Raw genomic sequence first — 20,350 nt, forward strand, 5'->3', positions numbered from 1 at the left:
ATGGCTCAAGAAATCGAACTCAAATTTATCGTCGATGGCGCTGGCGTTGAGACGCTGCGCAACCACCTTCACACACTGAACGCAGAGCACACCCCGCCGGGGCAGTTGCTGAATATCTATTACGAAACCGCCGATAATTGGCTGCGCCGCCACGATATGGGGCTGCGCATTCGCGGCGATAACGGTCGTTACGAGATGACCATGAAAATCGCCGGTCGCACCGTGGGCGGCCTGCATCAGCGCCCGGAATACAATATCGACATCAGTACGCCCGAACTGGCGCTCGACAAACTGCCTGCCGAAGTGTGGCCGAACGGTGAAATGCCCCAAGGGCTGGCGGAGCAGGTCAAACCGCTGTTTAGCACCGATTTCTACCGCGAAAAATGGGTGGTGAAGCACGGCAAAAGCCAGATTGAAATCGCGCTGGATCAGGGCGAGGTCAAAGCGGGCGAGTATCAGGAAGCCATTTGCGAACTGGAACTGGAGTTGCTGAGCGGTGAAACCGCTGACGTGCTGGCGCTGGCGAAGCAGCTGGCCGAGACCGGCCTGCTGCGTCAGGGCAGCCTGAGTAAAGCCGCGCGCGGCTACCATCTGGCGCAGGGTAACCCAGCGCGAGAGCTGCAGCCGCTGACGATTTTAACGCTGCCGCCAAAGGCAACGGTAGGGCAGGCGATGGAGGCGGCGCTGGAAAAAGCGCTGGCGCACTGGCAGTACCACGAAGAACTGTGGCTGCGCGGTAATAAAAAGGCGAAAACCGAAGTGGTTAACGCGCTGGGCCTGGTACGTCATATTCTGACGCTGTTCGGCGGCATTGTGCCGCGTAAAGCCAGCGCCAGCCTGCGCGATGGGCTAACCCAGGTTGATGCGCTGATGGCAAGCGATGCCTCTGCGCATGATGCGGTCTTCAGCCGCGAAACCGCGCTGACCAAACTGGCCTACACCGAGTGGCTGGTAACGCGCGGCTGGCAGGCGTTCCTCGATGCTAAAGCCGAAGCCAAACTGGCCGATTCGTTTAAACGCTTTGCCGATATTCACCTCTCCCGTCAGGCCGCCGAGCTGCGTAAGACGTTCGCCTATCCGTTGGGGGATAGCTATAGCGACCAGTTGCCGCGTCTGACGCGCGACATCAATACCGTTCAACTGCTGTCGGGTTACTACGACTACGAACGGGCGGCGCAGTGGTTGTCCAACTGGCAGGGCCTGCGTCACGCCATCGAGACGCGCCAGCACATTGAAATTGAACATTACCGCAATGAGGCACTGTCGGTTGAGCCGTTCTGGTTACACAGCGGCAAACGTTAATTAACTTCAGGGAACCCGTGTATGACGCCGCTTTCTTCGCAGTTACAGCAGCACTGGCAAACGCTCCTGGACCGCGCCCCGGAAGATTTTCCCCTTGGGGCGCTGAGTACCGAAGCGCAGGCTGTTTTCACCTTTAGTGATTTTGTTCAGCAAAGTTTAACGGCGCACCCCGAGTGGCTGGCGTCGCTGGAAAGCGAGCCGCCGCAGGCGGACGAATGGCGGCAATACGCGGGCTGGCTACAGGCCGAACTGGCGGAGGTTTACGATGAAGCGGCGCTAATGCGCGCGCTGCGTCTGTTCCGTCGGCGGATAATGGTGCGCATCGCCTGGTCACAGGCGCTGTCGCAGGTTTCCGAAGAAGATACGCTTCAACAGCTTAGCCACCTGGCGGAAACGCTGATCGTCAGCGCCCGTAACTGGCTGTATGACGCCTGCTGTCGCGAGTGGGGCACGCCGTGCAGCGCTGATGGCGTTCCGCAGCCGCTGCTGATCCTGGGTATGGGTAAGCTGGGCGGCGGCGAGCTGAATTTCTCCTCTGATATCGATCTCATTTTTGCCTGGCCGGAGCACGGCAGCACCCAGGGGGGGCGTCGTGAACTGGATAACGCCCAGTTCTTTACCCGCCTGGGGCAGCGCCTGATCAAAGTGCTCGACCAGCCCACCCAGGACGGTTTTGTCTACCGCGTCGATATGCGGCTGCGTCCGTTCGGCGACAGCGGCCCGCTGGTGCTGAGCTTTGCGGCGCTGGAAGATTATTACCAGGAGCAGGGGCGCGATTGGGAGCGCTATGCGATGGTCAAAGCGCGGATCATGGGCGATGACGACGGGGTTTACACCAGCGAGCTGCGCGCGATGCTGCGGCCCTTTGTCTTCCGTCGCTATATCGACTTCAGCGTGATTCAGTCTCTGCGCAACATGAAAGGGATGATCACCCGCGAAGTGCGTCGTCGTGGCTTGAAGGACAACATCAAGCTGGGCGCGGGCGGCATTCGCGAAATCGAGTTTATCGTTCAGGTCTTCCAGTTGATTCGCGGTGGCCGCGAGCCGACGCTGCAAAGCCGTTCGCTGCTACCGACGTTGACCGCCATTGAGGCGCTCAATCTGCTGTCAGAAAACGATGCGCAGGTGCTGCGTGAAGCGTATCTGTTCCTGCGTCGCCTGGAAAACCTGCTGCAAAGTATTAACGACGAGCAGACGCAAACGCTGCCCGGCGACGATCTTAACCGTGCGCGTCTGGCGTGGGGCATGCATTTTGCCGACTGGGAGACACTCACGGAACGGCTGGATGCGCTGATGGCGCAGGTGCGACGGGTGTTTAACGAGCTTATCGGCGATGATGAAGAAAGTTCGCAGGAAGAGCAGTTGTCGGAGTCCTGGCGTGAACTGTGGCAGGACACGCTGCAGGAGGATGATTCACCGGCTGTGCTGATTCACCTTAGCGACGACGATCGTCATCGCGTGTTGTCGCAGATTGCCGATTTCCGCAAAGAGCTGGATAAGCGCACCATCGGCCCGCGTGGGCGTCAGGTGCTGGATTCACTGATGCCGCATCTGCTCAGCGAAGTGTGCGCCCGAGAGGACGCGCTGGTGCTGCTGTCGCGCATTACGCCGCTGCTGAGCGGCATCGTCACCCGAACGACCTATCTGGAGCTGCTGAGCGAGTACCCCGGTACGCTGAAGCATCTGATTCGCCTGTGTGCGGCTTCGCCGATGGTGGCCAGCCAGCTGGCGCGCTATCCGCTGCTGCTGGACGAACTGCTCGACCCGAACACGCTGTACCAGCCGACGGCTACCGACGCCTATCGCGACGAACTGCGCCAGTATCTGCTGCGCGTGCCGGAAGAAGACGAAGAGCAACAGCTGGAAGCGCTGCGTCAGTTTAAACAGGCGCAGCTGCTGCACATTGCGGCGGCCGATATCGCTGGCACGCTGCCGGTCATGAAGGTCAGTGACCACTTAACCTGGCTGGCTGAGGCGATGATTGACGCTGTGGTTCAACAGGCGTGGGTGCAAATGGTGGCGCGCTACGGCCAGCCGACCCACCTGCGTGAACGCTCCGGTCGCGGTTTTGCGGTGATTGGCTATGGCAAGCTGGGCGGCTGGGAACTGGGGTACAGTTCGGATCTCGATCTGGTGTTCCTGCACGATTGCCCGATGGATGCGATGACCGACGGTGAACGTGAAATTGACGGTCGTCAGTTCTACCTACGTCTGGCGCAGCGCATTATGCACCTGTTCAGCACTCGCACCTCGTCCGGTATTCTGTATGAAGTGGATGCCCGTCTGCGCCCATCCGGGGCGGCCGGGATGCTGGTGACCACCGCCGAATCTTTTGCCGATTATCAGCAGAACGAAGCGTGGACCTGGGAGCACCAGGCCCTGGTGCGCGCCCGCGTGGTGTATGGCGATCCGCAGCTTCAGCAGCAGTTTGACGCGATCCGTCGTCAGATCCTGACCAATACGCGCGACGGCGCGGCGCTGCAAACCGAAGTCCGCGAGATGCGGGAAAAAATGCGCGCTCATCTCGGCGGCAAGCAGCGCGACCGTTTCGACATTAAAACCGATGCTGGCGGTATCACCGATATTGAGTTTATCACCCAGTATCTGGTGCTGCGCTACGCTCACGAGAAACCGAAGCTGACCCGTTGGTCGGATAATGTGCGCATCCTCGAGCTGCTGGCGCAAAACGACATTATGGACGAGCACGAAGCGCAGGCGCTGACCCGCGCTTACACTACGCTTCGCGATGCATTGCATCATCTGGCGCTTCAGGAGCTGCCGGGCAATGTGGACCTGGCGAGCTTCGTAAAAGAGCGCGAACTGGTGAGCGCCAGCTGGCAGAAGTGGCTGGTTCAACCGTGAAATATGCTATTATCGCGCGAAAATTTTGATTCTCTCAGGAGACACGAATGAAAGTGACGCTGCCGGAATTTGAACGTGCAGGAGTAATGGTGGTTGGCGATGTGATGCTGGATCGCTACTGGTATGGCCCAACCAGCCGTATTTCCCCGGAAGCCCCGGTGCCGGTGGTCAAGGTGGAGACTATCGAAGAACGCCCTGGCGGCGCGGCGAACGTGGCAATGAACATTGCTTCCCTGGGCGCAAATTCTCGTCTCGTGGGCCTGACCGGCATTGACGACGCGGCGCGCGCGCTGAACAAAGCGCTGGCCGACGTGAACGTCAAATGTGATTTCGTCTCGGTGCCGACGCACCCGACGATCACCAAGCTGCGCGTGCTGTCACGTAACCAGCAGCTCATTCGTCTGGATTTTGAAGAAGGGTTTGCCGGCGTGGATCCGCAGCCGCTGCATGACCGTATTCAGAGCAGCCTGCCTAATGTCGGTGCGCTGGTGCTTTCCGACTACGCCAAAGGCGCGCTGGAAAGCGTGCAGCAGATGATTAAGCTGGCGCGTCAGGCGAAAGTACCGGTATTGATCGACCCGAAAGGGACTGATTTTGAACGCTATCGCGGCGCGACGCTGCTGACGCCGAACCTGTCCGAGTTCGAAGCGGTAGTGGGGAAATGTAAAAGCGAAGAAGAGCTGGTTGAGCGCGGCATGAAGCTGATTGCCGATTTCGATCTTGCCGCGTTATTAGTGACTCGCTCCGAACAGGGCATGACGCTGTTGCAGCCAGGCAAAGCGCCGCTGCATCAGCCAACTCAGGCGCAGGAAGTGTACGACGTGACCGGCGCGGGTGATACGGTGATTGGCGTGCTGGCGGCGACGCTGGCCTCCGGTAAGACACTGGAAGAGGCCTGTTTCTTCGCTAACGCCGCCGCGGGTGTCGTGGTGGGTAAACTCGGGACGTCAACCGTTTCGCCTATCGAGCTGGAAAACGCCGTGCGCGGTCGTGCGGATACCGGTTTTGGCGTGATGAGTGAAGAAGAGCTTAAGCACGCGGTGGCCGCCGCGCGTCGTCGCGGTGAGAAAGTGGTGATGACCAATGGCGTGTTCGATATTCTGCACGCGGGCCATGTTTCTTATCTGGCGAACGCGCGCAAGCTGGGCGATCGTCTGATCGTGGCGGTCAACAGCGATGCGTCAACCAAGCGTCTGAAGGGCGAGTCTCGCCCGGTAAACCCGCTGGATCAGCGGATGATCGTGCTGGGTGCGCTGGAGTCGGTAGACTGGGTGGTCTCGTTTGAAGAAGATACGCCGCAGCGCCTGATTGCCGGGATCCTGCCGGATCGCCTGGTGAAGGGCGGCGACTATAAGCCAGAACAAATTGCCGGTAGCGAAGAAGTGTGGGCGAACGGTGGTGAAGTGCTGGTGCTGAACTTTGAAGATGGTTGCTCAACGACCAATATTATTAAGAAGATTCAGAAGGATAGCGGGAAGTAACGCTTCGCGCTTCCCCTCACCCCGCCCCTCTCCCCAAAGGGGCGAGGGAGAAAACCGAACGTTCCCCTCTCCCTTTTGGGGAGAGGGTTAGGGTGAGGGGGCAGTTCTGATTACTCTTTTTCTTCAGCAACTGGCGCCGCGTCGCGGTTTTCCAGCTCGCTAATCCGCTGTTCCAGCAGCGCCAGCTTTTCACGCGTGCGCAGCAATACCTGCGTTTGTACGTCAAACTCTTCACGACTCACGACGTCAAGGCGCGTCAGCTGAGACTGGATCACCTGGCGAACTTTCTTCTCAATGTCATCCCCGAACTCTCGCAGACCTTTCGGCATGGATTCGTGGACCTGGCGGGCGATTTGTTCAATTTTCTTCGGGTCGATCATCTCTGTTTCCCTGATTCTGTCGGCATTACTGCTATTGTAGTGTCTTCTCCCCATACGATAAACCAGAATTGTTCGAAGCTTATGCATTGCCGAAGATAGTCATTAGCGTTATAGTGAGTACGCTTATTCTCAGGGCGGGGCGAAATTCCCCACCGGCGGTAAATCAGCTACGGCTGAAAGCCCGCGAGCGCTTCTTGTGAATTCAGGAAGGTCAGCAGATCCGGTGTAATTCCGGGGCCGACGGTTAAAGTCCGGATGGGAGAGAGTAACGATTCAGTTGGGTTTAACCCGCTCGCGTTATCTATTTGCCGCTTGTCGGCACTCCTAAGACTGCCCTGATTCTGGTAACCATAATTTTAATGAGGTTTTTTTTACCATGAATCAGACGCTACTTTCCTCTTTTGGTACTCCGTTCGAACGCGTTGAAAACGCACTGATTGCCCTGCGCGAAGGCCGCGGCGCGATGGTGCTGGACGATGAAGATCGCGAGAACGAAGGCGACATGGTTTTTGCCGCCGAAAACATGACCGTTGAACAAATGGCGCTGACTATCCGTCACGGTAGCGGCATCGTTTGTCTGTGTCTGACCGACGAACGTCGTAAACAGCTGGAGCTGCCGATGATGGTGGAAAATAACACCAGCGCCTACGGCACCGGTTTTACCGTCACTATCGAAGCGGCACACGGCGTCACCACCGGCGTTTCCGCCGCTGACCGCCTGACTACCGTTCGCGCGGCGATTGCCGATAACGCGAAACCGTCCGACCTCAACCGTCCGGGCCACGTATTCCCGCTGCGCGCGCAGCCTGGCGGCGTTCTGACCCGTGGTGGCCACACCGAAGCGACTATCGATCTGGTGAGCCTGGCTGGCTTCAAACCGGCGGGTGTTCTGTGTGAACTGACCAACGACGACGGTACCATGGCGCGTGCGCCAGAGTGCATCGAGTTTGCGAAGAAACATAACATGGCGCTGGTGACCATTGAAGATCTCGTGGCTTACCGTCGTGAGCACGAACGTAAAGCGAGCTAAGCTCCACTGCTGATGCCGGAAAGCCCGGCGTCGCAGCGCTTGCCAATCTTAAAGGCCGGGTTATCCCGGCCTTTTTGTCGCTAGTTGTAGTTGATCTTAAACAGTACGACCGATTCGAAGTGCCCCACCTTGACTTCTTCTTCCGCCATTTTAGACAGCTCAGCCGTGTAGTTCTGCGTCATCGTTAATAGCGATCCGGTAAAGTCGGCGTATTCTTCATACTGGTTAAATGTGTAGGGCCTGTGGTTATCGCTGTTAAGGATTTTTAGCTGCAGGCCGTTGCCAATCAGCAACGAGGTATCGTCTGCTGACAGGGTCTCTGTGGTGTAAAACGATGAGTTGACCTTAAAACCATCGGCACAGGTTCCGTCCTGACTTTTATTCGTGGTGACGGAGAAGGTGCGAGTTATCGCACCACTGGCGATCTCGTAGGGATTAAATGACCCAAAATCAATGATCTGGTTGGCAGGTTCAATATTGAACGTCACGTTACAGTCAAGGACGCGAATGTTTTCCAGTCCGCTGACGTGGTATTTCAGGTTGGCGGCATCCGGACTCTGGTTCCAGCCATCGGCGCCGTCAAACTGCACGAGGGTAAAGCTGCCGAGCGTACTCTGGTAGTCGTGTGCCGGCATTGCTTTGATTTTCACGTACAGCCGCATACGCGCGATAAATGTTCGCGAGTAGTGAACGTCATCGGCATTTTTACTGCATAATCGCTCTTCCCAGCCGGAAGCCCGAATTTGCGCCGCCGTAAATTTTTCGTAATAGGCATTATCAATACAGGTGTTGGTATCAATCCCTACCGCACCCTGTGTCGTGTCGTAATCGACGCCCGCATAGGTCACTCCGAGCTGATAGTAAGGATCGTCCGTTGAAGAGTAGGGGTTTACCCACGCATAAACGTTTTCGCCGACTCGCCCGTTGCCATCCATTTTATCGCCGTTGTCGCAGTATACCGGGACTTTAATATCACCGCTTTCCCAGATTTTATCGCCGACCTGGGCGTTATCAGGAACCGCAAATTCTCCTATCGTTTGATACTTATCCGTTGGGCCGCCCGATGCGCCAAGATAGCAATGCACCGCCCATGCGGCCTGAAATGGGCTGAGTAACAGCGCCAGCAGGAGCAGTGATGACAGACGGCGGATCATTTTTTCTCCTCCGATGCGGTGGCTGTGCAGCTGCTGCGGCAGCTTAGCTGCAGCATCCGGAGCGCACCGTAATCATCCATATAGCCAATGTAGAAACTCGGGCCGTCGTTCGGGCCGGTATTCAAACTGGCGGATCCAAATGGCGGCAGCATGGTGGTTTTAAAACCGGCCGTCACGCCGCGCAAATCTTTGCCGAAATAGGCCAGTGTAATGTAGTAGGGCGTGGGGTTCTGTACCTCTAACGTTTTACCGTTCAGGCGAAAGGTCATAGCGTGTTCTTTTTGGTCTCCCGGCTTTTTCTTCAGAGAGGCGGGGCGCCAGAACATTTTGATTTTTGACTGCATGGCTACCTGCACCACCGCGTGATTTTCAGCGGTATCCGGCGCAGGCGGAATTTCCCGAACATTGTAATAAAACAATGACTCCCGATCTGTGGGGAGCGTTGATACGCCGCTCTGTTTGATGATACGAACCTGAGTCATCGCGCCGGGCTCCAGGCGCTGCATTGGCGGCAGGGCGGCAAAAAAGGCATCGCTCTTATTGCCCTTTTCATCTTCGATCCACGAGTAGGCCAGATAGGGGAGATCTTTACTGGCATTGGTTAATTTCAGGCTTGCCGCTTTGTTGTCGCCGTTGAAAATCACCCGGGTGCGATCCGGTGAAACGGCGGCCTGACTGGTGAAAGATAGCGTGAGTAACAGCCAGAGAAGTCCTTTCATAGGTGTCATTTCTTCATCCTTAATCAATGACAAGGCAGGATTAACTGCCGGGGAAGTTGAGAGAGAGAATCGGGTAAGGTGATGTGACAGGTGATACTGCCCCATTGCACACGGAAAGTTTTTCCTTCATTAACGCCGCTCAGCCAAACGTGTCCTTCTTCGCTGACCATGCCAACATCGGTTTTGCCATCATCGTCGTACACCACCGCGCCCAGCGGCGGATATTTGCCCTCGGCGGTGCGAATGATGGCGTTGATATCCAGACCCGCGCGCGAAGCCAGCGGTTTATAGCCAATTGCGCCTTCCGTCCAGGTTTCCCGCAGCGTATTTTCCGCGACCGTTACGCCATCAGGCAGGGCCTCGAGGTTAACGGCGACAGTGGTGGGCTGATAGCTGGAGATCATTGGCACCACCGCGTAACCAAAGCGATTGGTGGTGTTAAAGTTCCCCTGAACCGGGATATCGGCAATGCCATCGGTGCTGACCATCAGCCGCGGTTCGTTGCCCATACTGCGTCTGTGCAGCGCCGCCCCGTAGCGGGTCGCCGTAAAGGAGCCGCTCCAGCTGGCGCTCGCCGAGGTGTAATCGCTGGCGGCGTAGCTACCGGCGAGTTGGAGATCGCCGATACTGGAGAGGTGCTGATAGTTGCCGCGGAACTGAGCGCCATTATCCGGTTTATCGCTGGCCGCGCCGGCCGATACGCCCCAGGTGTTACGCGCATCTGAGGAGTCGTACCAGGAGACGGTGTGCGTGGTGTTGTCGCTGTTACGCATGTCATAGCTTAAGCGCTGGGCGAAGCCGAAAGGAACGGAGACGGAGACGTAAATCTGGTTGTCGTTATCACTCTCTTCGTAGTGCGTCGTGCTGAAGGAGGTCGCCAGCGAAATGTTTTTCCAGCTCCCGACGTCGAAGTTAAACCCGGCGGTGATGCTCGCCGAGGTCGATGAATCGCCATCCCACCACAGCTGGCGCAGCGCGGTGACGTACAGATTCATATTCAACGGCTCAATGGGCTGACTGGCGGAAATGCTGATGGTCTGTTTTTCGTCCTGGGTATCGCCGTCGTTGAGCTGGTGGTCGATAAAATTGGCGTAGCTATGGAACGTGCGTTCGGAAAAACGATAGGCTGCAAGCGATACCTGGCTGTCGGTAGCGTCAAAGCGTTTGCTGTAGTTCAACCGGTAGCTGGAACCCTTATCTTCTTCCCCGTTATCAAAATGGCTGACGGCGTGGGTGACATCAAACGAGATGGCTCCCAGCCACAGCATGTTTTGCCCGATACCGAGCGCGGCGGAGCGGTAGTCGTTGCCCGCGGTGAGGATGCCGCCGTACAGCGAAGTGTTTGACAATACGCCCCACGAGGCTTCGCTGCTGATAAACGTATCGTTGATGACGCTGTGCGACAGGTCCGGACGCATGCGGCCTGAGGTAACTTTATAGCGAATCTGCCCCTTGCGGGTTAAGAATGGGGTGGAGGCCGCTGACACCTGAAAGGTGTTAACCCGGCCATCTTCTTCGGTTACCTCGACGTCAAGCGTTCCCTGCACCGATTGATTCAGGTCGCTAATCATAAAGGGGCCCGGTGCGACTTTGGTCTGGTAAAGGATCCTGCCCTGGTGCCTCACTGTGACGGTGGCGTTAGTTTGCGCCACACCGCTGATTTGTGGCGCATAGCCGCGTAATTCCCAGGGCAGCATACGGTCATCGCTAATCAGCGATGCGCCGGTATAGGAAAAACCGTCGAAAATATCCGAACTAAAATCCGTTTCACCGAGCGTCAGCTTTGCACCGAGCGTGCTCAGCGGGCGAAACAAATAGGTACGGGAAATCGTGCGCGACGTAGTGGTGTCTTCGTCGTCGCGGGTTTGGCTCAGCTGATAGTCACTGCGTAAACGCCATGCGCCGAGGTTCACACCGCCCGTGCCGTAGGCGTTCAGGTTTTCACTATGCTCGCCGTCATGGGGACGATAGGTGCTGGCGAAAAGATTGTAGTCCAGCAGAAAACCAGCCACGCCATCATTCCAGGTGGCGGGAGGCATCCAGCCATTGGTTTTCCACGCGATCCATGCCTGGGGAATGGCGATATTCAACTGTTGTTGCGCCATATCCAGCGTGAAGGTGATCTCCGGGTGGGCGCGAAAATCCACACAACCGTTTTCGACGGGCAATGAATGATAAAAATCTTCTTTCAACCCCATGCCTTCTGCCAGATCGACAGGAATACAGGGCAAAACGTCTGCGTCCTGTTTTCTCCAGCGGAGTAAACGGCCGGAGGAAATTTGATTTTTATTGACGGTCACGGCCACAAAATAATTTCCTGGCAGCGTGGTCGGTTTATCTTTAAGCAGGGATATATCAACGCTGTCACGCATGGATTTATCCAGTACGTTAAGGTTGAATTCAGTGGCGCTTGCGGAAAATATAAATAATAAGCCGCAGCAAGATACAGCAATTTTAGCGGTATTCACGGCATCCCTACCTGATTTATCTAATAAAGGGTGGCGGTCGCCGCCACCCTGGATAGATTACTTATATGACAGTACGTAAGTGGCATTTGAAGCCACTGCGCCCGGTGTAGCTGGCGTGGCTTTTGTGCTATCGACCAGTTCCATATAGGCCTGGAATGGCAGGGTTTGTTCGGAGGATGCCTGCACCAGCGTCACTGTTTTCGCGGTGCCGAGAGTAATATTCTGACCCTCGCCATCCAGCAGGCGGACGCCGACGCCCGTCGCGCCACCGGTCATGGTGTTGGAGAGCAGGTTCTCACCTTCAGTAGTCACCGCAGTACTGGTAAAGGTCACATCCACTTTGGTGACTTTCGTTTCGGTGCCTTCGCCATTGTCGGAGTTCGGTAGATCGCAATCGACCAGATGAATACTGGCATCAACGGCATCAGAGTGGCCCTTTGAATTGATGTAGCTGGCCGGCACTTCACCGAGATCGACCTGCTTGTCAACGTCTTCCGCTTTGATAGCGCAAGGCGCGCTGATGACATCACCGGTAAAGGTAATTTTGCCCGAGCCACCGTCGACTGCGGCGAAAGCGGAAGAAGAGGTTAACGCTGCCGCAACCATCGCGAACAGCACAGTTTTTCCCATTTTCATATCAAGGTCCTTGATTGTAGCATTGCTGGTTAATTATATTTACTTCTCATATTTCGTTGCTGATAAATAAAAACATTATCATTGATAATGAATTTTTATCATTTATGGGCTGTTCTTTTTAATATAACCACTAACACAAAGTAAGTTATTTAATCTTATATGGGATAATAAGACACTCGGCACTTTTTTTTGATGGGAGAGATGAGAAATAAGAATAAATTTATATTCCAGATATTTATTTCAAGGCGGTTTAAAGTGTGTGTCGTGGATTATATTTCTATAATAAATGGGAGCGCGATTTGCGCTCCCTTGAAGGTATTTTTAGTTATCTGGCCGTGTTTTATCCAATCCCTACCGATTGCAGCACCACCAGGCTCATTCCCATCACCGACATGCCGCACAGCACGCCGTAGCTGGGATTATTGTTAGGATCTATCTCTTTCGCCAGCGGCATCAACTCATCGACGGAAAGGGCGACCATGATGCCGGCGACCGCCGCCATAATTGCCGCCATAACTACCGGCGACACCATACTGCCCAGAATGGCCCAGGCCAGCACGCCGCCGAGAATTTCGGCCATACCGGAAATGCCCGCCCAGAATACCGCTTTACGCTTTGAACCCGTGGCGGCGTACACCGGCCCGGCGACCGCCAGCCCTTCCGGGATATTGTGCAGCGCCACGGCCAGCGCAATGCCAAAGCCCAGCTCAAGATTATTGCTGGCGGTGACGAAAGTGGCGATCCCTTCCGGGAAGTTATGCAGGCTGATACCCAACGTGAGCAGCACGGCGGTGCGACGAATATTGCGCGGCAGCGGCTGCGTGTTCTTTTGCATCAGATCCTGCGGATGGGCATGCGGCAGCATCCTGTCGAGGGCGAAGTAGCCAAGCAGGCCAACGACAAACATGCCGTAACCGAGCACCGGCGACATGCCTGGGGCATCAAGCGCAGCCGGCAGCATCTCCATCAGGGAGATGAGCAGCATAATCCCGGCGGCGAAGCCGAGGGAAAACGCCAGCACGCGGTTAGAAGGTTTCTGACCAATCACCCCAAGAAAAGCGCCGATGAACGTCGCCGCCCCGGCCAATAATGTCAGAATCAGCGGAACCGACATGGTTTACTCCTTATGATAATGATTATCATTCATAATATTGAAAATCGTTTTCCCTTGCGAGAGCTGAACGCACTCTTTACGTCATCCTTACATTCAAATTTTCTGAAGATCATCATCACGCTTATCTGAGTTTATCCTCACTGAAAACAGGTTAATGTGGTGTTATCAAATCAATGCCTCTGGAAGGATAACACCATGTCTCATAGCCGAATGCCAGCACTGTTTTTAGGTCACGGTAGCCCCATGAACGTACTGGAAGATAACCTCTATACCCGTACCTGGCAGCACCTGGGCGAGACGCTGCCGCGTCCGAAAGCGATTGTCGTGGTCTCCGCGCACTGGTTTACCCGCGGCACAGGGGTGACGGCGATGGAAACACCGAAGACGATTCATGACTTTGGCGGCTTCCCGCAGGCGCTGTACGATACCCATTACCCGGCGCCAGGTTCCCCTGAACTCGCGCAGCGGTTGGTTGAGTTGCTGGCTCCGGTCCCGGTGGCGCTGGATAAAGAAGCCTGGGGCTTTGACCACGGTTCCTGGGGCGTGCTGATCAAAATGTACCCGAATGCGGATATCCCGATGGTGCAGCTGAGCATCGACAGCACCAAACCAGCGGCGTGGCATTTTGAGATGGGCCGTAAGCTGGCCAGCCTGCGCGACGAAGGCATTATGCTGGTGGCGAGCGGTAACGTAGTGCACAACCTGCGCACTGCGAAATGGCACGGTGACTCTACGCCATACCCGTGGGCCAGCTCCTTTAACGATTATGTGAAGGCGAATCTGGACTGGAAAGGACCGGTGGAGCAGCATCCGTTGGTGAACTACCTGTCGCATGAAGGTGGGTCGCTCTCTAACCCGACGGCAGATCACTTCTTGCCGCTGCTGTACGTGCTGGGCGCATGGGATGGCGAAGAGCCCATCACGATCCCGGTAGACGGTATCGAAATGGGCTCGCTGAGTATGCTGTCGGTGGTGATTGGCTGACGATTACTCGACGAAGATGTGCGGATAGAAGCGTGAAAGATCCTGAGTGATCAGCGCTCTGTCCTCACGAATACCGATTCCGGCTGGCTGATCGTTAATCAGCCAGCTGCCGATCAGCATATAGCTGTCGCCAAACTTCGGCAGCGGATGGAACTGCTGGACGATCATCCCTTCTTCGCCGTACGGGCCTTCGACCTGCTCGATGGTTTTGCCGTTCTCAACGATCGAAATGTTCGCGCCTTCGCGAGAGAAGATCGGTTTCACCACAAATTTGTCCATCTGCGGATGATCGTCTTCGGCGAAGTAGGCCGGGAGCAGGTTCGGGTGATCCGGGAACATCTCCCACAGTAGCGGCAGCAGCGCTTTGTTAGAGATGATGCTCTTCCACGCCGGCTCCAGCCAGCGCACGCCAGCGTCTTCCAGCTTGGTGGAGAACATCTCGCGCAGCATATATTCCCACGGATAGAGCTTGAACAGATTGCCGATCACCTGATCCTGCAGATCGGTAAACTGGCCTTTCTCACCCAGGCCGATATCTTCTATGTAGAGGAATTCGGTTGCGACACCCGCTTCCGCCGCGCAGTCCTGTAGATACTGAACGGTGCCGCGATCTTCTACGGTATCGCGGCAGCAGGTCATGTGCAGCAGCTGGAATCCGTGCTGTTCGCGCAGTTCGTTGAAGCGATCGATCAGCTTTTCCTGCAGGCTGTTGAACTGGTCGCTGCCGGCTGGCAGATTGCCGGCGTTCAGCTGATCTTCCAGCCAGATCCATTGGAAAAATGCCGCTTCATACAGCGAGGTTGGCGTGTCGGCGTTATTCTCCAGCAGCTTCGGCTCACCTTTGCCATCCCACGCCAGGTCCAGGCGTGAATAGAGAGACGGCTGGTTGGTCTGCCAGGACTGGCGGACAAAGCCCCAGGTGTGCTTTGGAATACGGAATTTGGTCATCAGCTCATCGCTGGCGATGACGCGCTCGACCACCTTCAGGCACATCTGGTGAATCTCTGCGGTGACGTCTTCCAGTTTTTCCACCTGCGCGAGGGTGAGCTTGTAGTACGCTTCCTCGCTCCAGTACGGCTCACCGTACATGGTGTGGAAGTTAAAACCGTATTCGGTCGCTTTTTCACGCCAGTCCGGGCGTTCAACAATACTGATTCTTTCCATGGCGATCAGCCACCCATTGAGCGGGAGGTGGTGCCGGTGGCGCTACGCTGCATGGTGGACTGTTTCGCCACCGACTCACCAAAGCCGCCGCGGGTAACGGTGCTGGTGGTTGCCGGTTTCGGCGCCATCGCGGTTTTCGGCACGTTCATCGAACGGCCCGGTTGGGCTGCGCCGTAGTTTTTACCGCTGGCGTCGGTGTATTTACCGTAGGCCGGGCTGGACGGGTTCTTCGAGGTGAAGACCGGCTGCTGCTGGTAGCCACCCATGCCGCCGCTCATCATGCGGCCCATCATGTAACCTGCCATCAGCGGCATCCAGAAGCTGCCGCTGCTTTGCGCCTGCGCCTGGTTTTCACCGGTTGGGGCCATGCCCGCCTGTGCAGGCGCCTGCTGACACTGGCCTTCGCCGAATTCCGCTACGCAGTCTTCACGGCTGGCGTATTTCGGCGCGGTGCGTTCGGCTTCTTTCAGCGCGTTGTTGAACGTTGTTGTACACTCCGCGCTTTTGCCCGGGTTGGCCGCGGAGCAGTCGTCCGCATTCTGATATAGCGTGACGGTTTCGTCGGTTTTCTCACAGCCTGCGAGCATAAAGACGGCGGTAACGGCCAGTGCAACCGGTGTGAGATGGCGCGCGCCCCAGCTTTTACGGAAAGCGGCGTGCTGAATGTTGTTTGTCCGTTTCATTTTATTCTTCCTGGACCCAGTGGAATGGTATTGCAATAGCGCTCAGGATAGTGGATGAGTGGTCGAAAATGAAGCGAAGAAGCGGCGAAAGCGGGGGATCTTTACGTTGCCTTACGTTGGCGCAAAAAAAAGGTCCGCACGGGGCGGACCTTGTTGCCTGCAAACGTCTGCCTTAGCGGAGACGCGCTTTGCTGGTGGCCGGAGAGGTGTAGCCGTCGGCGGTGGCATCCTGCTGCGCATTCTCAGGCGCAATGGTGGCATTGGCGGTCGAAACCGGTTTGCCCAGGGTGTTGTTCAGCGCCAGCAGATCCTGCTCGTTCAGCGTGCCCAGTGCATTTTTGATATTCAACTGGTTGATCAGATAGTTGTAACGCGCGCTGGAGAGCTGTTGCTTCGCGTTGTACAGCGTGGTGGTCGCATCCAGCACGTCAACGATGGTACGGGTACCGACGGAGTAGCCCGCTTCCATGGCGTCTAAAGAGCTCTGCGCAGAAACCACCGCCTGTTTGTAGGCGTTGATGCTGCTGATAGAGGCGTTGACGTTATTGAAGGAAGAACGCACGGTTTGCACCACGGAGCGGTGCGCGCTTTCAAGCTGCTCGCTGGCGCCGACGAAGTTGTACTGCGCCTGTTTCACCTGCGAGTTGACCATCCCGCCCTGATACAGCGGCAGGGAGAAGCTCAGACCCACTTTATTCTGACCGGCGTCGTTATCGTTGTATTGACCGTTATTGGTTTTGGAACCGCTGTAAGAGGTGTTAGACACCCCGGTAGAGGCGGTTAAATCCAGCGTCGGCAGATGGCCGTCCTGCGCCTGGCGAATCTGCTCACGCGCCAGGTCCTGGCTCAGACGAGCCTGCAACAGGGAGAGGTTGCGGTTTTCCGCTTCTTTCAGCAGAGAGTTCACGGCCTGCGGCTTATCGGTTTTGAAGCTGTCGACGTTCAGTGACGCCAGCTCCGGATAGTAGTTACCGGTGACCTGACGCAGCGCTTCTACCGCGTTGTCGAGGTTGTTACGCGCGGTGACTTCGTTCGCCAGCACGGTATCGTACTGTGAACGGGCGTTCTGCACGTCGGTGATGGCGACCAGGCCCACATTGAAGCGCTGGGTGGTTTGGTCTAACTGACGGTAAATCGCCTGTTTCTGCGCTTCGGTGTAGGAGAGCGAGTCAATGGCGCTCAGCACGTTGAAGTACGCGGTTGCGGTATTGAGGATCAGCGTCTGTTGATCGGTCTGATAGGTCACATCCTGGATGCCCGCCGCTTTTTCTTGCAGGCTCAGCGCACGCCATTTGGACATATCAAACAGCGTCTGCGTCAACTGCAGCGAGCCGCTGGTGACGTTGGAGTTCACGCCGTTGCTGTCGCGGAAGCCGTTGGTGTAGGTATAATCGGCACCCAGACCTAACTGCGGTAACAGTGGGCTACGCGCTTCGTTGATCTTTTCGAATGCCGCATCACGATCTGCTGCAGATTTACGGAGATCCGGGTTACTGGTACGTGCCTGCTGATAGACCTGTAACAGGTTCTCTGCCTGGCTCATTGTACTGAAGCCCGTCAGGCTCAGGCCAATTAAGATAGGGAGCAATTTCTTCATTTGCATTTGCATTCCTTGTTGTGAAGCTTAGCGCTGATCTAATTCACAGAAAAAATATTTGCCGATTGTACCAGAGTCCGCCGTGTTAAAAAGTTGGCGTAACGTGCCATCTGGCGTTAATTTGCACCAATCTACCATAGAGTGAGTGGATCCTAAGACAAACAGAGTTTAAATCCACAATTTCAACACAATTACTGCATAGGCCAGTCCATGACTAAATCACGTAACCCGGTGGTCACCCTCGCGAAAAACGATGTAGAAATTATTGCACGAGAAACTGTTTATCGCGGTTTTTTTTCGCTTGATGTGTACCGTTTTCGCCACCGTTTGTTCAATGGGGAGATGAGCGGAGAAGTTCGTCGCGAAATTTTTGAGCGCGGTCACGCCGCAGTCTTGCTACCCTTTGACCCAGTGCGTGACGAAGTGGTGCTGATTGAGCAGGTGCGTATTGCCGCTTATGACACCAGTGAAACCCCTTATCTGCTGGAGATGGTCGCGGGCATGATTGAAGAGGGCGAAACCGTTGAAGACGTCGCCCGGCGCGAATCGCTGGAGGAAGCGGGGTTAACCGTTGGTCGTATGAAACCGTGCCTCAGCTATCTGGCCAGCCCCGGCGGCACCAGCGAGCGTCTGAGCATTCTGGTGGGGGAAGTGGATGCGACAACGGCCAAGGGCATCCATGGCCTGGCGGAAGAACACGAAGACATTCGCGTTCATGTGGTAAGCCGGGAGTATGCTTATCAATGTGTGGAAGAGGGAAAAATTGACAACGCAGCGTCTGTCATCGCTTTGCAATGGCTGCAGCTGCATTATCAGGACTTACGAAAAGAGTGGGCAAAATGAAGCGCTATACACCTGACTTCCCTGAAATGATGCGTTTGTGCGAAACCAACTTCGCGCAATTACGCCGCTTACTGCCGCGCATTGATGAAGCCGGCGAAACGGTGAGCTATCAGGTGGCTAATGCGCAATATCGCTTAACGATAGTCGAATCAACTCGTTACACTACGCTTGTGACGATTGAACAAACGCACCCGGCGGTGAGCTACTGGAGCCTGCCGTCGATGACCGTGCGGTTGTATCATGACGCGATGGTGGCTGAAGTGTGTTCAAGTCAGCAGATCTTTCGCTTCAAAGCGCGGTATGATTATCCAAATAAAAAGTTGCATCAACGCGACGAAAAGCATCAAATTAATCAGTTTCTGGCCGACTGGCTTCGATTCTGTTTAGCACATGGAGCGATGGCGATTCCGGTTTGTACATAGAACCGTTCGGGCTGCCTCTGGGGCGCTGCCAGCGACGACGCTGCCTGAAAGGATGATGTGTATGTTTGCATCGTGAAACCTAAGGACACCATTTGGAAAGCCTTTTAAACCTTCCTCTGGCTGGTGGGGCCAGTGTCAGGGTACTGCAAATTACTGATACTCACCTGTTTGCTGAAAAAGATGAAACGCTGTTAGGGGTGAATACCTGGGAAAGCTACCACGCCGTCTTGCAGGCGATACATGCCTCGGCGCGTGAAGTTGACCTGGTGGTAGCGACAGGCGATTTAGCGCAGGATCACTCATCCGCGGCCTATCAGCACTTTGCTGAAGGCATCGCGAGCTTTACTGCGCCTTGCGTTTGGCTTCCGGGAAATCACGATTTTCAGCCGTCCATGTACAGCACATTACAGGATGCAGGCATCTCTCCGGCCAAGCGCGTGCTGGTTGGCGAACACTGGCAGATCCTGCTGCTCGACAGTCAGGTTTTCGGCGTGCCGCACGGCGAACTGAGCGACTTCCAGCTTGAGTGGTTAGAGAAACGGCTGGCGGAAATGCCGGAACGACATACCTTGCTGCTGCTGCACCATCATCCTCTGCCTTCAGGCTGTAGCTGGCTCGATCAGCACAGTCTGCGCAACGCTGGTGCCCTGGATAACGTGCTGGTGCACTATCCGCGCGTGAAGCATTTACTGTGCGGCCATATTCACCAGGAGTTGGACGTCGAGTGGAACGGGCGCCGTATCATGGCGACGCCGTCAACCTGCGTGCAGTTTAAGCCGCACTGCGCCAACTTTACGCTGGATACCGTTTCGCCTGGCTGGCGTTGGCTGGAGCTGCATGCCGATGGTTCGTTAACCACCGAAGTCTGCCGCCTTGCCGGGTCAAAATTCCATCCTGATACCGCATCTGAAGGCTATTAATGTCGACGCTTCTTTATCTGCATGGCTTTAACAGCTCTCCGTGTTCGGCCAAGGCCACGGCGCTTAAGCAGTGGCTGGCGGAGCACTATCCTGATGTGAAAATGCTGATCCCGCAGTTGCCCGTCTATCCGGCGGAAGCGGCGGAAATGCTTGAAGCGTTAGTGCTCAAGCACGGCGGTGAGCCGTTCGGGATCGTCGGATCGTCGCTGGGCGGCTATTACGCCACCTGGCTGTCGCAGTGTTTTATGCTGCCTGCGGTGGTGGTAAACCCGGCGATACGGCCGTTTGAGCTGCTGGTGAATTTCCTCGGACCGAACGAGAATCCCTACACCGGGCAGCAATATGTGCTAGAGTCACGCCATATTTACGATCTCAAAGTGATGCAAATTGACCCGCTTGAGGCACCGGATCTCATCTGGTTGCTTCAACAGACCGGCGATGAAGTGCTTGATTACCGCCAGGCCGTGGACTATTTCGCCTCCTGCCGACAAACGGTAGAGGAGGGCGGCAATCACGCATTTACCGGCTTTGAAGATCACTTCACACAGATTATCGATTTCCTGGGGTTGCATTAAGCAGCGCCAACTACCT

At 55.9% G+C, this 20,350-nt stretch carries 18 protein-coding genes and 1 riboswitch; of the genes, 9 read left to right on the plus strand and 9 right to left on the minus strand.

The genetic code is table 11. From position 1 onward, the window contains the following. From K7B04_RS08580 to hldE, 3 genes are read left to right on the plus strand one after another with little or no spacing between them, the layout of a single operon-like run. Window positions 1–1,302 (plus strand): inorganic triphosphatase, encoded by a 1,302-nt coding sequence (locus K7B04_RS08580; RefSeq protein WP_223803826.1) that lies wholly within the window; start codon window positions 1–3, stop codon window positions 1,300–1,302. A gap of 21 nt (window positions 1,303–1,323) precedes the next feature. Continuing rightward, the gene (glnE, locus tag K7B04_RS08585) at window positions 1,324–4,164 is read left to right on the plus strand and encodes a bifunctional [glutamate--ammonia ligase]-adenylyl-L-tyrosine phosphorylase/[glutamate--ammonia-ligase] adenylyltransferase (protein WP_223803827.1); all 2,841 of its coding nucleotides are present in this window, start codon (window positions 1,324–1,326) and stop codon (window positions 4,162–4,164) included. Window positions 4,165–4,211: 47 nt separating this feature from the next. Beyond that, window positions 4,212–5,645 carry a bifunctional D-glycero-beta-D-manno-heptose-7-phosphate kinase/D-glycero-beta-D-manno-heptose 1-phosphate adenylyltransferase HldE gene (gene hldE, locus K7B04_RS08590; RefSeq protein ID WP_163447867.1) on the plus strand — a complete coding sequence of 478 codons (1,434 nt, stop codon included), beginning with the start codon at window positions 4,212–4,214 and terminating at the stop codon, window positions 5,643–5,645. A gap of 110 nt (window positions 5,646–5,755) precedes the next feature. Here the strand turns inward: hldE and K7B04_RS08595 are convergent, their stop codons facing one another. Then, window positions 5,756–6,025 (minus strand): accessory factor UbiK family protein, encoded by a 270-nt coding sequence (locus K7B04_RS08595; RefSeq protein ID WP_064542293.1) that lies wholly within the window; start codon window positions 6,023–6,025, stop codon window positions 5,756–5,758. Between the two features lie 121 nt (window positions 6,026–6,146). Next, window positions 6,147–6,296, plus strand: a riboswitch (FMN riboswitch). Window positions 6,297–6,401: 105 nt separating this feature from the next. Between K7B04_RS08595 and ribB the strand changes: the two genes are divergently transcribed. Then, window positions 6,402–7,055 carry a 3,4-dihydroxy-2-butanone-4-phosphate synthase gene (gene ribB / locus K7B04_RS08600; protein ID WP_163447869.1) on the plus strand — a complete coding sequence of 218 codons (654 nt, stop codon included), beginning with the start codon at window positions 6,402–6,404 and terminating at the stop codon, window positions 7,053–7,055. Between the two features lie 80 nt (window positions 7,056–7,135). Here ribB and K7B04_RS08605 read toward each other — a convergent pair whose 3' ends face one another. The 5 genes from K7B04_RS08605 to zupT all read right to left on the minus strand — a co-directional run bounded on the left by K7B04_RS08605 (window position 7,136) and on the right by zupT (window position 13,146). After that, window positions 7,136–8,209, minus strand: coding sequence for a type 1 fimbrial protein (locus K7B04_RS08605; RefSeq protein ID WP_223803828.1), 1,074 nt, complete (start codon window positions 8,207–8,209; stop codon window positions 7,136–7,138). Beyond that, complete coding sequence (locus tag K7B04_RS08610; RefSeq protein WP_163447871.1) at window positions 8,206–8,937, minus strand: molecular chaperone; 732 nt, start codon at window positions 8,935–8,937, stop codon at window positions 8,206–8,208. Before K7B04_RS08610 ends, K7B04_RS08605 begins: the two co-directional genes overlap by 4 nt. A gap of 14 nt (window positions 8,938–8,951) precedes the next feature. Then, window positions 8,952–11,396 carry a fimbria/pilus outer membrane usher protein gene (locus K7B04_RS08615; protein WP_223803829.1) on the minus strand — a complete coding sequence of 815 codons (2,445 nt, stop codon included), beginning with the start codon at window positions 11,394–11,396 and terminating at the stop codon, window positions 8,952–8,954. Window positions 11,397–11,453: 57 nt separating this feature from the next. Further along, on the minus strand, window positions 11,454–12,032 hold the full coding sequence (locus K7B04_RS08620) for a fimbrial protein (protein WP_163447873.1): 579 nt from the start codon (window positions 12,030–12,032) through the stop codon (window positions 11,454–11,456). Window positions 12,033–12,372: 340 nt separating this feature from the next. After that, window positions 12,373–13,146 (minus strand): zinc transporter ZupT, encoded by a 774-nt coding sequence (gene zupT, locus K7B04_RS08625; RefSeq protein WP_163447874.1) that lies wholly within the window; start codon window positions 13,144–13,146, stop codon window positions 12,373–12,375. A gap of 195 nt (window positions 13,147–13,341) precedes the next feature. Here zupT and ygiD point away from each other — a divergent pair, with 195 nt between their 5' ends. Continuing rightward, on the plus strand, window positions 13,342–14,130 hold the full coding sequence (gene ygiD / locus K7B04_RS08630) for a 4,5-DOPA dioxygenase extradiol (RefSeq protein ID WP_223803830.1): 789 nt from the start codon (window positions 13,342–13,344) through the stop codon (window positions 14,128–14,130). 3 nt (window positions 14,131–14,133) lie between these two features. On the opposite strand, the gene K7B04_RS08635 is transcribed toward ygiD, so the two are convergent. From K7B04_RS08635 to tolC, 3 genes are all read right to left on the minus strand, one after another. Continuing rightward, entirely contained in the window at window positions 14,134–15,294 is a 1,161-nt protein-coding gene (locus K7B04_RS08635; RefSeq protein WP_163447876.1) for a glutathionylspermidine synthase family protein, read from the minus strand. Between the two features lie 5 nt (window positions 15,295–15,299). Then, on the minus strand, window positions 15,300–15,977 hold the full coding sequence (locus K7B04_RS08640) for a DUF1190 family protein (RefSeq protein WP_064542307.1): 678 nt from the start codon (window positions 15,975–15,977) through the stop codon (window positions 15,300–15,302). A 172-nt stretch (window positions 15,978–16,149) separates the two neighbouring features. Beyond that, complete coding sequence (gene tolC / locus K7B04_RS08645) at window positions 16,150–17,574, minus strand: outer membrane channel protein TolC (RefSeq protein ID WP_163447877.1); 1,425 nt, start codon at window positions 17,572–17,574, stop codon at window positions 16,150–16,152. Window positions 17,575–17,784: 210 nt separating this feature from the next. Between tolC and nudF the strand changes: the two genes are divergently transcribed. The 4 genes from nudF (at window position 17,785) to yqiA (ending at window position 20,334) form a co-directional block, all read left to right on the plus strand. Next, window positions 17,785–18,417: an ADP-ribose diphosphatase gene (gene nudF, locus K7B04_RS08650; RefSeq protein ID WP_065356069.1), complete on the plus strand. Its 633-nt coding sequence runs from the start codon at window positions 17,785–17,787 to the stop codon at window positions 18,415–18,417. Further along, window positions 18,414–18,839 (plus strand): DUF1249 family protein, encoded by a 426-nt coding sequence (locus K7B04_RS08655; RefSeq protein ID WP_064542314.1) that lies wholly within the window; start codon window positions 18,414–18,416, stop codon window positions 18,837–18,839. The genes nudF and K7B04_RS08655 overlap by 4 nt, the downstream gene beginning before the upstream one ends. Before the next feature lie 92 nt (window positions 18,840–18,931). Continuing rightward, complete coding sequence (cpdA, locus tag K7B04_RS08660) at window positions 18,932–19,759, plus strand: 3',5'-cyclic-AMP phosphodiesterase (protein WP_223803831.1); 828 nt, start codon at window positions 18,932–18,934, stop codon at window positions 19,757–19,759. Next, window positions 19,759–20,334 (plus strand): esterase YqiA, encoded by a 576-nt coding sequence (gene yqiA / locus K7B04_RS08665; protein ID WP_223803832.1) that lies wholly within the window; start codon window positions 19,759–19,761, stop codon window positions 20,332–20,334. Before cpdA ends, yqiA begins: the two co-directional genes overlap by 1 nt. The last annotated feature ends 16 nt before the right edge of the window (window positions 20,335–20,350 follow it).

It is taken from the genome of Kluyvera sp. CRP (assembly GCF_019930565.1).
Classification (GTDB): domain Bacteria; phylum Pseudomonadota; class Gammaproteobacteria; order Enterobacterales; family Enterobacteriaceae; genus Kluyvera; species Kluyvera georgiana_A.